This is a genomic window from Pseudomonas sp. IT-P218, assembly GCF_949767605.1.
GTDB lineage: Bacteria > Pseudomonadota > Gammaproteobacteria > Pseudomonadales > Pseudomonadaceae > Aquipseudomonas > Aquipseudomonas putida_AE.
This window is the reverse complement of sequence record NZ_CATKQQ010000096.1, coordinates 116,770-130,272: the sequence shown is the minus strand read 5'-3', so window position 1 is coordinate 130,272 and position 13,503 is coordinate 116,770. Positions and strand designations below refer to the sequence as shown.

The window sequence follows — 13,503 nt, the reverse complement described above, 5'->3', positions numbered from 1 at the left end:
GCCTTACGGGGCGCCCCGGCGCCCCGTTTGCCCCCTCTTATGAAGCTCGCCCCTGCCCAACTCGCCAAACACCTGCAAGGCGCCCTCGCGCCGGTCTACGTCGTCAGTGGCGATGACCCCTTGCTGTGCCAGGAAGCCGCCGACGCCATCCGCACCGCCGCGCGCCAACAAGGCTTCGACGAACGCCAGGTGTTCGCCGCCGACGCCAGTTTCGACTGGGGAACCTTGCTGCAAGCCGGCGCCAGCATGTCGCTGTTCGCTGAAAAACGCCTGCTGGAATTGCGCCTGCCTTCCGGAAAACCCGGCGATAAAGGTGCTGCCGCGCTCATTGAGTACTGCTCGCGACCAGCGGAAGACACGCTGCTGTTGATCAGCCTGCCGAAGCTTGATGGCAGCGCGCAGAAAACCAAATGGGGCAAGGCGCTGGTCGAAGGCCAACAGACCCAGTTCGTGCAGATCTGGCCGGTGGATGCCAACCAGTTGCCCAGCTGGATCCGTCAGCGCCTGTCCCAGGCCGGGCTGTCCGCCAGCCAGGACGCCGTCGAGTTGATCGCCGCCCGGGTCGAGGGCAACTTGTTGGCCGCCGCCCAGGAAATCGAAAAGCTCAAGCTGATGGCCGAAGGCGGCCAGATCACCATCGAAACCGTACAGGCCGCGGTGGCCGACAGTGCACGCTTTGACGTTTTCGGCCTGACCGATGCCATTCTCAATGGCGAAGCCGCCCACGCGCTGCGGATGCTCGAAGGGCTTCGCGGTGAAGGCGTCGAGCCCCCGGTGATTCTCTGGGCCCTGGCCCGGGAACTGCGGCTGCTGGCCAACATTTCGTTGCAGTACAGCCAGGGCACGCCACTGGACAAGGCCTTCAGCCAGGCCAGACCGCCGGTCTGGGACAAGCGCAAACCACTGATGAGCAAGGCCCTGCAACGCTATTCGGCGCAACGCTGGGCGCAATTGCTGCTCGAAGCCCAGCGCATTGACGCGCAGATCAAGGGCCAGGCGGCGGGTTCGCCGTGGATGAGCTTGAGTCGCCTGACGTTGTTGATGGCTGGGCAGCGATTGGCGTTGCCTGCTGAATAAAATCAAAAGATCGCAGCCTCAAAAAACACACATGCATTTGCGCTATAGACAGCCGCCCAACTTCGGCCGATGATTTGCCCCGCAAAAACCCCTCACTTGCGAGCGCCCATCATGAGCAAAAAGCCGTCCAAACGCGGCCCCAACAAGGCCAAATCCATCATCGCCCAGCCATTGTTCCGCAGCCGACAGGAACGAGCCGGCAAGGGTAAAGGCAGCTACCGCCGCGAAGCCTTCCAGTCTGACAACTGGGAGGCTTCTTACTTTCTGGCGGCCTGAAAGGCAAGCAACCGCTCAACATGTTAAGGTCTATACCTGATTCGTTTTCCCTGGACCCGTGCATGCCCCTTTGTCTTTCCCGTCGTTGGCAGTTTCGCCAATTGATCGCTGCCTCCAGCCTCATCTTGCTAGTCGCCTGCGCGGAAAAACCCACCGCCGCCGACGCCCAGCCGATTCAGACTCTGCCTGTCGCCACCGCCCCGGCGGTCATTCCACCCGTGGTTCCAACCGGTGAAAATCTCGACATCCAGCCAACCCAGACCTTCGCCGAATGGCAGGCGGGTTTTCGCAAGGACGCCCTGGCCGCCGGCATCCGTGCCGACCTGTTCGACCGCGCCTTCGCCAATGTCAGCGTTGACCCGAGCGTGATCCGCGCCGACCGCAGCCAACCGGAATTCGCAAAACCGGTGTGGGAATACCTCGATGGCGCCCTGTCGCCGCTGCGGGTTCGCAAAGGCCAGGCATTGGTCGAGCAGTACGCCGGCATCCTGCAAAGTATCGAACAGCGCTACGGCGTCGACCGCCAGGCACTGGTCGCGGTATGGGGCATGGAAAGCAACTTCGGCCAGTTCCAGGGCAGCAAGTCGGTGATCAACTCACTGGCCACCCTCGCCTACGAAGGCCGCCGCCCCGGTTTCGCCCACGCGCAATTGATCGCCGCCCTGCAGATCCTCCAGCAAGGCGATATCGAACCCGAGAAAATGCTGGGCTCCTGGGCGGGCGCCATGGGCCAGACCCAGTTCATCCCGACCACCTACAACACCCACGCCGTGGACTTCGATGGCGACGGTCGACGCGATATCTGGGGCAGCGCCACCGACGCCCTGGCGTCGACCGCCCACTACCTGCAAAGCTCCGGCTGGCAAAAAGGCCAGCCGTGGGGCTTTGAAGTGCAGCTGCCGGGCAGTTTCAACTACATCCTCGCCGATGGCTCGATTCGCAAGAGCGTCGCCGAATGGCGGCAACTGGGCGTGGTGCTGCCCAACGGCGGCCAGTTCCCGGCTGGCTCCGAGCAACTGTCCGCGGCGCTACTGTTGCCGGCAGGCTATCGCGGCCCAGCCTTCCTGGTGCTCGACAACTTCCGCGCGATTCTCAAGTACAACAACTCGTCGTCCTACGCCCTGGCGGTGAGCCTGTTGGCTGAGCGCTTCAATGGCGCCGGGTTGATCAGCGGCACCTGGCCCAAGGATGACCTGCCCCTGAGCCGTACCGAGCGGATCGAACTGCAGAACCTGCTGAGTGCGCAGAACTACGACGCGGGCACTGCCGACGGCATCATCGGTGCCAATACCCGCAAGGCGATCCGCAGCGCCCAGCAGTCGTTTGGCTGGCCGGCGGATGGTTATCCGACGCACAAGTTGCTGGAAGGATTGCGTAGCCGCTGAAGGCTTTACCCACTGTTGTAGGAGCGAGCTTGCTCCGGGCGGCGTTCCGACGATGGACTCAAGGGCGCCGCGTTTAGCCAGTAAACACGCGTTATCGTTGACGTCCATCGCGAGCAAGCTCGCTCCTACACGGGGGGGGGGGGGCGAGGTTTAGCGTCTTACGACGTTTTGTTCCAGCGCCAGTTGCTGGTTACCCGCATCCAGTTTCACCAGCGCCCCCATCGGCAGCGTCAGGTTCGGATTGCAGTGCCCGCTGCGCCACCCGGACAGCACCGGGATGCACAACGGTTCCAGGGTCTGCTTCAGCAATCGATCCAGGGCCTGTGCCTCTACCCCCGCTATATCGCCCACCAGGACCCCACGCAGCTTGTGCAACACACCCGCCAGCCGCAGATGGGTCAGCAGTCGGTCGATGCGATACAGCGGCTCGTTGATGTCTTCGATAAACAGGATCACACCGGCGGCATCGATCTCGAAAGGCGTGCCCATGGTCGCGGCAATCATCGACAGGTTACCGCCTAGAAGGCGCCCATAAGCGACGCCCGGCACGATTGTCGTCAAGGGGCGGCCAACCGGATGGGCAAGCATCATACCGGCCCTGCACTGCCCTCTGAGCATGTTGAAGAACGAGGATTCGGTCGGCGGCAGCCGCTCGCCCAGCAGATCGGCGTTGAGCAACGGGCCGTGGAAGGTCACGAAACCCGCGTAGCGGCTGATCGCCAGATGCAGCGCGGTGATGTCGCTATAGCCGATGAATGGCTTGGCGTTTTGGCGCAGCAGCTGGAAATCGATGCGATCGAGCAACCGCGGGGTACCGTATCCGCCGCGCAGGCAAATGATCGCATCGACCTCGGGATCCATGAACGCGGCATGCAGGTCATTGAGTCGCACCTCGTCGCTGCCGGCCAGGTAGCCGTCCTTCTCGAACACCCCGGGGAAAATCCGCAGCGCATAACCGCGAGCACGCATCCAGGCGATGGCCTTCTTGGTGTCCAGCGCCGCCGGACCTGCAGGCGCGATAACAGCGATCAGCCCTTGCATCGGCAAGGCCGGTACAGGCGTGTGAGGAATGAGCGTCGGGTCAGGTCTTGCGTTCATCCATGGATCTCCCTGCGTGAAAGCATCAAGCACACATTAGTCAGGAACGCAGACAAACAGAAGCGGATCAAGCGTCTCGCAGTCGCAGGAAAAGACTGATGTGCCTGTGAGAAAGGCAAAAAAAGCCCGCAAGGCCGATTGAACGTTGCGGGCTGTTTGTTCATGGCCGAATCAGGACGACATCAACTCGGCCTTGACCAGCTTCGCCTGCTCGTCGGCGTGGTACGAAGAGCGTACCAGCGGGCCGGAAGCAACGTTCTTGAAGCCCATTTTGTAACCTTCCTCTGCGAACCAGGCAAAGGTATCCGGGTGCACGAAACGCTGCACCGGCAAGTGACTGCGCGACGGTTGCAGGTACTGGCCGAGGGTCAGCATGTCGATGTCGTGCTCGCGCATGCGCTTCATGACTTCGATGACTTCTTCGTCGGTTTCGCCCAGGCCCAGCATCAGGCCGGACTTGGTCGGAATGTGCGGCATCATCTGCTTGAAGCGTTGCAGCAGGGTCAGCGACCACTGGTAGTCCGAACCCGGACGCGCAGCCTTGTACAGGCGCGGCACGGTTTCCAGGTTGTGGTTGAACACATCCGGCGGCTCGGCGGCGGTGATTTGCAGGGCGATGTCCATGCGGCCACGGTAATCCGGAACCAGGGTTTCGAGCTGTACGTTCGGCGACAGCTTGCGGATTTCGCGGATGCAGTCGGCAAAGTGCTGGGCACCGCCGTCACGCAGGTCGTCGCGGTCGACCGAGGTGATCACCACGTACTTGAGTTTCAGGTCGGCGATGGCGATGGCCAGGCTTTGCGGCTCGTTGACGTCCAGTGGCTTCGGACGGCCGTGGCCGACGTCGCAGAACGGGCAACGACGGGTGCAGATGTCACCCATGATCATGAAGGTCGCGGTGCCACCGGAGAAGCACTCGCCCAGGTTCGGGCAGGACGCTTCTTCGCACACGCTGTGCAGCTTGTGTTTGCGCAGCAAGGCCTTGATGCGGTCGACTTCCGGAGAGACCGGGATGCGTACGCGAATCCAGTCAGGCTTCTTCGGCAGTTCGGTGGTCGGAATGATCTTTACCGGGATGCGTGCAACCTTCTCGGCGCCGCGCAGCTTGACGCCGGCTTCAACCTTGGCACGCGGGGCCGGGCGCTCGGTGACATCGAGCGTCGGGATCATGGTTTGCACTGCATCAGTAGTCATATCAGTCGATTCCGCCCGTGAGGGTCGTCTGCTCAGCATAGTCGAGGTGTTTGACGAGCTGCGCGCGCAGCCGGGCACTTACCTCGGCAAATTCAATCGATCCTGCGTGATCGCTCAGCTGGGTCATCGCCAGCCCGGCGTAGCCGCAGGGATTAATCCGTCGAAACGGTTCCAGGTTCATGTCCACGTTCAGGGCCAGGCCATGAAAGGAACAACCGTGGCGGATCCGCAGACCCAGGGAAGCGATTTTCGCGCCATCGACGTACACGCCCGGCGCATCCGGCTTGGCCGCGGCGGTCACGCCGTAACTGGCGAGCAGTTCGATCAGGCATGCCTCCATGCGACTCACCAGGTCGCGTACGCCGAAACCCAGCTTGCGTACGTCCAGCAACAGGTAGGCCACCAGTTGCCCGGGCCCGTGATACGTCACCTGGCCACCGCGATCGACCTGCACCACCGGGATATCGCCCGGCAGCAGCAAGTGCTCGGCCTTGCCGGCCTGGCCCTGGGTGAAGACCGGCGGGTGTTCGACCAGCCAGATCTCGTCGGCGGCATCGCTGCCGCGTTCGTTGGTGAAGCGCTGCATGGCATGCCAGACCGGCTCGTAAGCCATCTGGCCAAGCTCGCGAAAACCCACCGCGGCGGACATCACAGCACCATGTGCACGAAACCGGTGGCTCGCAGTTCGCTGTTGATGTTGTACAGCTGGTCCTGGTCGGTCGCGACGATGTGCAACTGGATGGTGGTGTATTTGCCGTTGGTGCTCTGGCGCTCATCCACGCGGTCATGGTTGATCGTCGCGTGTTTCTTGACGATCTCGATGATCTTGTCCTTGTTGCCCACACCAGTATCGCTGATCACCTTAACCGGGTAATCAACGTTGGGGAATTCGATCTTGGGCGCCTTTACTTCGGTATCGGTCATGGCGTAACGGCCTCGTAAGCGTAAGCCGTGGCGACGGGCATAGCCCCACGCCGGATCAGCGCGGGGGCCATGCTGGTGCACACTATCAGTTGAACAAGCCGTAGAAGAATAGACGGATGCTATCCCACATGCGACGGAAGATACCACCCTCTTCGACGCCATCCAGAGCGATCAGGTCGGCGCTGTGCACCACCTTGTCTTCCAGTTTGACTTCGACTTTGCCGATCACGTCGCCCTTGGCGATTGGCGCAACCAGCTGCGGGTTCATGGTCATGCTGGCGGCGAGCTTTTTCAGCTGGCCTTTTGGCAGGGTCATGGTCAGGTCTTGAGCCAGGCCTGCCTTGATCTGGTTGGTGGCGCCTTTCCAGACCGGAGCCTGGGCCAGTTCGGTGCCCTTCTGATAGAAGGTCTGGGTTTCGAAGAAGCGGAAACCGTAGGTCAGCAGCTTCTGGGTTTCGGCGGCGCGAGCCACTTCGCTGTTGGTGCCGAACACCACGGCGATCAGGCGCATGCCATCACGTACGGCCGAAGACACCATGCAGTAGCCGGCTTCGTCGGTGTGACCGGTTTTCAGACCGTCAACGGTCTTGTCACGCCACAGCAGCAGGTTGCGGTTCGGTTGCTTGATGCCGTTCCAGAAGAACTCTTTCTGCGAGTAGATCGCATAGTGAGCCGGGTCTTCGTGGATGATCGCGCGGGCCAGCACGGCCATGTCGTGCGCCGACGAGTAGTGCTCGGGGTTCGGCAGGCCGGTCGGGTTCATGAAGTGGCTGTTGGTCATGCCCAGGTCAGCCACGGTCTTGTTCATCATGTCGGCGAACGCGTCTTCACTGCCGGCGATGTGCTCGGACAGCGCAACGCTGGCGTCGTTACCCGACTGGATGATGATGCCGTGCAGCAGGTCGCTGACAGTTACCTGCGAGCCGACCTTGATGAACATCCGCGAGCCGCCGGTACGCCAGGCGTTTTCGCTGACGGTCACCGGATCGTTTTCACCGATCTGGCCGCGACGGATTTCGAGGGTCGCGATGTACGCGGTCATCAGCTTGGTCAGGCTGGCTGGCGGCAGACGCTGGTCACCATTGTTTTCGACCAGCACGTTGCCGCTGCTGGCGTCCATGAGCACGTAGGCCTTGGCGGCCAGTTGCGGTGGCGACGGCATCATCTCGACCGCGAATGCGGCAGGCGAGAGGAGCAGCGGGACTAGAAGGCACAGGCGTTTGGCAAAGGTGGTGATGTTCATCCGTCTCTCGAAATCGCTAATGGAAACTTGCCCGAGGGCAAAACTATTCAGACAGCCTTCTAACGGGCCGTCGCGTGTTCAGCTGCTCACTCAGTAACCCTTGCCGGGCTTTTGTTCTTCAACGAGCCAACAACCTGGTTCACCCCCCAAAACCGCAGATGAACCGTCAATCAAGTTCTACGTATTACTCAGTGGCTTACTCGGTCACTACGCTCGGCGAACCGAGATTAGCCAAGCGCACACTGTTCTGCACTTGCTGGATTTCACCCGGCGAACCGATCGGCCCCAGGCGCACCCGATGCAGTGTCTGTTGATTGCGCACGATCGAGCTGATGAACACCGGAGCGCTCACCATCCCGCTGAGCTTGGACCTCAGCAGTTCGGCAGCGTCCGGGTTGGCGAACGCGCCCACCTGCAGATACTGGCCAGACGCTGATGCAGAAGCGTTTTTTTTTGCATCCACTTGTACCGGGACAACGGCGGCGGCGTGTTGCTGCGGCGGTGGCGTCCATTGCTCGACGGTACCGGCCGAGGCCGTGATTACCGGGGCGCTATTCTGCGCGACTTTCGGCTCATTGAGCATCAATGGCGCCGGACGGCCTTTGGCGGCCCACCATTGCTGCGGGTCGATGCCTTCGACCTTGACCCGCGCGGTGCCGGTTTCGGCGTAACCGAGCTTCTTCGCAGCCGCATAGGACAAGTCGATGATCCGGTCCGAATAGAACGGCCCGCGATCGTTGACACGCAGGATCACGCTCTTGTTGTTGTCCAGGTTGGTCACCCGGACGTAACTTGGCAGTGGCAATGTCTTGTGCGCGGCACTCATGCCGTACAGGTCATAGACTTCGCCGTTGGCGGTGTTCTGACCGTGGAATTTGGTGCCGTACCAGGACGCCGTACCCGACTGCACGTAGGTCTTGGACTCTTGCAACGGGAAGTAAGTCTTGCCCAGCACCGTGTACGGGTTGGCCTTGTATGGGCCGGTGTGCAGGGTTGGCGTGGCGTCCGGGATGCGGGAAACGTCGACGTCCCACCATGGCGCGCCATCCTTGTGGGCACGGTTGATGTCCAGCCCCGGCGTCGAGCGCACGGCGGTGGTAGTCTTCTGCGCCGGCGCGCGGCTGGTAGAACAACTGGCAACCAGCACTGCCAACGCGGCAAATGCCATCAGCTTCAGGGGTTTATTCATAGGCAATGCCCGCATTACTTGACGCCCCGTGCTTGGACCAGCTGTTCAGACAGTTGATGTACGGCCATGGCGTACATCACGCTGCGGTTATATCGCGTGATCGCGTAAAAATTCTTCAGGCCCATCCAGTATTCAGGGCCATTGTCGCCTTCCAGGCGGAATGCGGTAACCGGCATATCATCGCGCAGCGCATCATGACTTGACCAGCCCAGGGCCCGCAACTCTCCAACGGTTTTAGTCGGCTCGATACCGGCGGTCAAACCATCGTCCACCTGTTCGCCGCGCACGTCGGCGCGGCTGACCACCGGCTCGCCGGCAACCCAGCCGTGGCGCTTGAAATAGCTGGCGACGCTGCCAATGGCATCGTCCGGGTTGTTCCAGATATTGATGTGGCCGTCTCCGTCGAAGTCCACCGCATAGGCGCGAAAGCTGCTCGGCATGAACTGCGGCAAGCCCATGGCGCCGGCGTAGGAGCCCTTGAGGGTCAGTGGGTCGACCTGCTCTTCCCGGGCCAGCAGCAGGAACTCACGCAATTCCTTGCGGAAAAATTCGGCACGGGGAGGATAGTCGAAACCGAGGGTCGACAAGGCATCAATTACCCGGAAATTGCCGGTATTGCGGCCAAAAAAGGTCTCAACACCGATAATCGAGACGATCACCTGCGCCGGTACGCCGTATTCCTGCTCGGCACGGGCCAGCACGGCCTCATGCTGACGCCAGAAGTCGACGCCACGGGCAATCCGCGCATCGGTAATGAACATCGGCCGGTATTCGTTCCACTGCTTGACCCGTTCGGCCGGTTTCGAAATGGCATCCAGGATCGACTGCTTGCGCTGCGCCTCGCGGAACACGCCCATCAGTTGCTCACCGGCGAAACCATAGTCGCGGGTCATCTCACCGACGAACTCGGCCACTTGTGGCGAGCCGTCGTAATCGCCGGCCAACGCTTGTTGCGCAGTGCCAAGGATGCTTACCAGGCCGACCCATGGCGCGTATCGAGTCGCCCAGCCACGCATTGCTTGCATTGAACTCTTCACCTTATTCAAACCTGCGCGATCCACTTGCGATGGGTATGGATCGACATCAAAACCCCAAACGCTGACAGCAGCGTCACCAGCGAAGTTCCTCCGTAGCTAATGAACGGCAACGGCACCCCCACCACCGGCAACAGGCCGCTGACCATACCGATATTGACGAAAACATACACAAAAAATGTCATGGTCAAGGCACCCGCCAGCAATTTGCCGAACAAGGTCTGCGCCTGGGCGGTAATCACCAGCCCGCGACCGATCAACAGCAGGTAGATCAGCAGCAGCGCGCAAATGCCCACCAGGCCGAACTCCTCCCCCAATACCGCGATGATGAAGTCGGTGTGGCTTTCCGGAAGGAAATCCAGGTGTGACTGGGTGCCCAGCAACCAGCCCTTGCCGAACACGCCGCCGGAACCGATCGCGGCCTTGGACTGAATGATGTTCCAGCCGGTACCCAACGGATCGCTTTCAGGGTCGAGGAAGGTCAGGATCCGCTGTTTCTGGTAGTCGTGCATGATGAAGAACCACATGGCGATCGCCACGGGCACGGCGGCCGCCAGCACACTGACAATCCAGCGCCAGCGCAGCCCCCCCATGAACAGCACGAAGGCGCCGCCGGCCAGGATCAGCAGCGAGGTGCCGAGATCCGGTTGGCGCACGATGAGAATGAACGGGATGCCGATCAGCATCAGGCTGATGCCGACATGCTTGAGCTGCGGCGGCAAGGTGCGCTTGGACAGGTACCAGGCAATGGTCGCCGGCATCAGGATCTTCATGAATTCCGAAGGCTGGAAGCGTATGACGCCGGGAATATTGATCCAGCGCGTGGCGCCCATGGCGTTGTGGCCCATGACATCAACCACGACCAGCAAAAGCACGCCGATCACATAACCGACCGGCACCCAGCGCGCCATGAAACGCGGTTCGAACTGAGCGATAACGATCATCGACACCAGGCCGATGCCGAACGACGTCGCCTGCTTGGCCAGCAAATCCCAGCTCTTGCCACTGGCCGAATACAGCACGAACAGGCTGCCGGCAGCCAGGGTCAGCAGCAGGATCAGTAGCGGGCCGTCGATGTGCAGGCGCTGCAGCAGCGTTGCACGACGACGCATCACATCCTCGCTGGAGAGCATGCGATCAAAATTATTCATCACGGGCGGTTGCCTCTGCACTGATTGGGGCGGCGTATTCGGGCTTCAGGCGGCCGTCCTGGCCCAGCAGCCAGGCGTCCATGACTTGACGCACCACCGGCGCGGCCACGCCGGAGCCGGATTCACCGTTCTCGACCATCACCGACACCACGATCTTCGGATCGTCGGCCGGGGCGAAACCAACGAACAGGGCGTGGTCGCGATGACGCTCCTGGACCTTGGAACGGTCGTACTTCTCGCCTTGCTTGATCGCCACCACCTGGGCGGTACCACTCTTGCCGGCAATCCGGTACTGCGCACCGATCGAGGCCTTGCGCGCGGTGCCCCGGGCGCCGTGCATGACCTGCTGCATGCCATGGTTGACCCGCGTCCAGTCCGACGGATCGCGCAGGATGATGTCCGGCATCGGGTTCTCGTCCACCGGCTTCTCGCCTTCGATGGTCTTGGCCAGGTGCGGACGGTTCCACACGCCTTTGTTGGCCACCAGTGCCGTGGCCTGGGCCAGCTGCAATGGCGTCGACTGCATGTAGCCCTGGCCGATCCCCAGGATCAGCGTTTCCCCCGGGAACCACGCCTGTCGGCGGGTCGCTCGCTTCCATTCGCGGGTCGGCATCAGCCCCGGCGATTCTTCGAACATGTCCAGGGAGACCTTCTGGCCAATGCCGAACTTGGTCATGTACGCCGACAACCGATCGATCCCCAGCTTGTGGGCCAGGTCATAGAAGTAGGTATCGTTGGACCGCATGATCGCCGTATCCAGGTCGACAAAGCCGTCGCCGGTACGGTTCCAGTTGCGGTATTTGTGATCGTAGTTGGGCAGCATGTAGTAACCCGGGTCGAACACCCGGGATGACGCGGTCACCACGCCCGCGTCCAGCCCCGCGATCGCTACCGCCGGCTTGATGGTCGAACCCGGCGGATAAAGGCCACGCAGGACACGATTGAACAGCGGCCTGTCGATGGAGTCGCGCAGCTCGGAATAGGCCTTGAAACTGATGCCGGTGACGAACAGGTTCGGGTCGAAGCTCGGCTGGCTGACCATCGCCAGCACCTCGCCGGTTTTCGGGTCCAGCGCCACCACCGCGCCACGACGCCCGCCAAGCGCGGCTTCAGCGGCTTCCTGCAACTTGATATCCATGCTCAGGACGATGTCCTTGCCGGAAATCGGTTCGGTACGCTTGAGCACCCGCAATACGCGTCCGCGGGCGTTGGTCTCGACTTCCTCGTAACCCACCTGGCCGTGCAGTTCCGGCTCGTAGAAACGTTCGATGCCGGTTTTGCCGATGTGATGGGTGCCGCTGTAATTGACCGGATCGAGCGACTTCAACTCTTTCTCGTTGATCCGCCCCATGTAACCCACCGAGTGGGCAAAGTGCGCACCCTGCGGATAGTGACGGACCAGTTGCGCGACCACTTCCACCCCGGGCAGGCGGAATTGATTAACGGCAATGCGGGCGATCTGCTCTTCGGTCAGTTCAAACAGGATCGGCACCGGCTCGAACGGCCGTCGCCCCTGGCGCATGCGCTTCTCGAAAATCACCCGATCCTCGGGCGTCAGCTCCAGCACTTCGACGATCACATCGAGCACTTGCTGCCAATCGCCAGAGCGCTCGCGGGTCATGCTCAGGCTGAAGCTGGGTCGGTTGTCGGCAATCACCACGCCGTTGCGGTCGAAAATCAAGCCGCGGGTCGGCGGAATCGGCTGCACATGGACGCGGTTGTTTTCCGACAGGGTCGAGTGGTATTCGTACTGGATGACCTGCAGGAAATACAGGCGCGCGATCAGCACCCCAATGAGCAGCACCACTGCAATGGCACCGAACACGACGCGGCCACGCACCAGACGGGCGTCTTTTTCGTGGTCCTTGATGCGGATCGGTTGGGACATGAGGGCGCAACTACTTGTGGTAAGGGTGACCGGACAGCACTGTCCAGGCACGATACAGCTGCTCGCCGATGAGGATGCGCACCAGCGGGTGCGGCAACGTCAGCGGTGATAGCGACCAGCGCTGATCGGCACGGGCGCAGACTTCCGGTGCCAGCCCTTCGGGGCCGCCAACCATGAAGTTGACCGTGCGCGAGTCCAGCCGCCAGCGATCGAGCTCGACCGCCAGCTGCTCGGTGCTCCAGGGCTTGCCGTGGACTTCGAGGGTGACAACGCGCTCGTTTGGCCCGACCTTGGCCAGCATGGCTTCGCCTTCCTGACGGATGAAGCGCGCCACGTCGGCGTTCTTGCCACGGGTATTGAGCGGTATTTCCACCAGTTCCAGCGCCAATTCGGACGGAAGACGCTTGGCATATTCATGCCAGCCTTCTTCCACCCACTTGGGCATGCGGGAACCGACGGCGATCAGTCGCAGTCGCACAGCCGTTCCTTATTCCTGGTCTTTGTTGAGCTTGGTGAAATGCTCATGACCGACTTCAGGGCTGTGGTGTTTGCCATCAGCGGCACGGCTCTGCTCGGCACCTTTCCACAGGCGCTCCAGGTCGTAGAACTGGCGGGCATTGGAGGTCATCATGTGAACGATCACGTCGTCCATGTCCAACAGCACCCAGTCGCTGTCGCCCTTGCCTTCTTCACCCAGCGGCTTGATGCCCAGGGCTTTGACGGCTTCGCGAACCTTGTCCAGCATCGCGCCGATCTGGCGGTTGGAGGTACCAGTGGCGATGATCATGTAGTCAGTGATGCTCTGCTTGTCGCGAACATCGATCACCAGCACGTCCTGGGCCTTGACGTCTTCCAGGGCGGCTACGGCGATCTTGACCAGCTCGTCGCCTTTTGGCGGTTCGGCAGCCAGTACCTTCTCAGGCAGCGGAGCGCTCTTGAACGTGCCTTTGCGTTTAACTTTGCTTTCGTTGTTGCTCGTCATATAAAACTCGTTTTGCTCGTATGTTCGGGCGCTTCGGTACACGTTGTTGCCACGTGCCTTGA

General features: G+C 61.5%; 14 protein-coding genes. 3 read left to right on the top strand and 11 right to left on the bottom strand.

Going from position 1 to position 13,503, the window contains the following annotated elements; translation table 11 throughout:
* Positions 1 to 39 precede the first annotated feature (39 nt).
* The 3 genes from holA to ACM6I6_RS29720 all read left to right on the top strand — a co-directional run bounded on the left by holA (position 40) and on the right by ACM6I6_RS29720 (position 2,738).
* A complete protein-coding gene (holA, locus tag ACM6I6_RS29730; protein WP_274074462.1) occupies positions 40 to 1,077 on the top strand; it encodes a DNA polymerase III subunit delta in 1,038 nt (345 codons plus the stop codon).
* A gap of 111 nt (positions 1,078 to 1,188) precedes the next feature.
* On the top strand, positions 1,189 to 1,353 hold the full coding sequence (gene arfA / locus ACM6I6_RS29725; protein WP_056855798.1) for an alternative ribosome rescue factor ArfA: 165 nt from the start codon (positions 1,189 to 1,191) through the stop codon (positions 1,351 to 1,353).
* Positions 1,354 to 1,415: 62 nt separating this feature from the next.
* A complete protein-coding gene (locus tag ACM6I6_RS29720; protein ID WP_274074461.1) occupies positions 1,416 to 2,738 on the top strand; it encodes a lytic murein transglycosylase in 1,323 nt (440 codons plus the stop codon).
* 150 nt (positions 2,739 to 2,888) lie between these two features.
* Here the strand turns inward: ACM6I6_RS29720 and ACM6I6_RS29715 are convergent, their stop codons facing one another.
* The 11 genes from ACM6I6_RS29715 to rsfS form a co-directional block, all read right to left on the bottom strand.
* Entirely contained in the window at positions 2,889 to 3,836 is a 948-nt protein-coding gene (locus ACM6I6_RS29715; RefSeq protein ID WP_414921166.1) for a S66 peptidase family protein, read from the bottom strand.
* Positions 3,837 to 4,007: 171 nt separating this feature from the next.
* On the bottom strand, positions 4,008 to 5,030 hold the full coding sequence (gene lipA / locus ACM6I6_RS29710; protein WP_406591207.1) for a lipoyl synthase: 1,023 nt from the start codon (positions 5,028 to 5,030) through the stop codon (positions 4,008 to 4,010).
* Between the two features lies 1 nt (position 5,031).
* Positions 5,032 to 5,679 carry a lipoyl(octanoyl) transferase LipB gene (gene lipB / locus ACM6I6_RS29705; protein ID WP_274074459.1) on the bottom strand — a complete coding sequence of 216 codons (648 nt, stop codon included), beginning with the start codon at positions 5,677 to 5,679 and terminating at the stop codon, positions 5,032 to 5,034.
* Entirely contained in the window at positions 5,679 to 5,954 is a 276-nt protein-coding gene (locus tag ACM6I6_RS29700; RefSeq protein ID WP_003215438.1) for a DUF493 domain-containing protein, read from the bottom strand. Before ACM6I6_RS29700 ends, lipB begins: the two co-directional genes overlap by 1 nt.
* 85 nt (positions 5,955 to 6,039) lie before the next feature.
* Positions 6,040 to 7,197, bottom strand: coding sequence for a D-alanyl-D-alanine carboxypeptidase family protein (locus tag ACM6I6_RS29695; protein ID WP_274074458.1), 1,158 nt, complete (start codon positions 7,195 to 7,197; stop codon positions 6,040 to 6,042).
* A 196-nt stretch (positions 7,198 to 7,393) separates the two neighbouring features.
* Entirely contained in the window at positions 7,394 to 8,401 is a 1,008-nt protein-coding gene (locus ACM6I6_RS29690; protein WP_274074457.1) for a septal ring lytic transglycosylase RlpA family protein, read from the bottom strand.
* Positions 8,401 to 9,411: a lytic murein transglycosylase B gene (mltB, locus tag ACM6I6_RS29685; RefSeq protein WP_274074456.1), complete on the bottom strand. Its 1,011-nt coding sequence runs from the start codon at positions 9,409 to 9,411 to the stop codon at positions 8,401 to 8,403. Before mltB ends, ACM6I6_RS29690 begins: the two co-directional genes overlap by 1 nt.
* Before the next feature lie 17 nt (positions 9,412 to 9,428).
* The gene (rodA, locus tag ACM6I6_RS29680; RefSeq protein ID WP_274074601.1) at positions 9,429 to 10,532 is read right to left on the bottom strand and encodes a rod shape-determining protein RodA; all 1,104 of its coding nucleotides are present in this window, start codon (positions 10,530 to 10,532) and stop codon (positions 9,429 to 9,431) included.
* Between the two features lie 31 nt (positions 10,533 to 10,563).
* Positions 10,564 to 12,459, bottom strand: coding sequence for a penicillin-binding protein 2 (mrdA, locus tag ACM6I6_RS29675; protein ID WP_274074455.1), 1,896 nt, complete (start codon positions 12,457 to 12,459; stop codon positions 10,564 to 10,566).
* Between the two features lie 10 nt (positions 12,460 to 12,469).
* A complete protein-coding gene (rlmH, locus tag ACM6I6_RS29670) occupies positions 12,470 to 12,937 on the bottom strand; it encodes a 23S rRNA (pseudouridine(1915)-N(3))-methyltransferase RlmH (RefSeq protein WP_007937439.1) in 468 nt (155 codons plus the stop codon).
* A gap of 9 nt (positions 12,938 to 12,946) precedes the next feature.
* Entirely contained in the window at positions 12,947 to 13,441 is a 495-nt protein-coding gene (rsfS, locus tag ACM6I6_RS29665; protein ID WP_008065972.1) for a ribosome silencing factor, read from the bottom strand.
* Positions 13,442 to 13,503 lie beyond the last annotated feature (62 nt).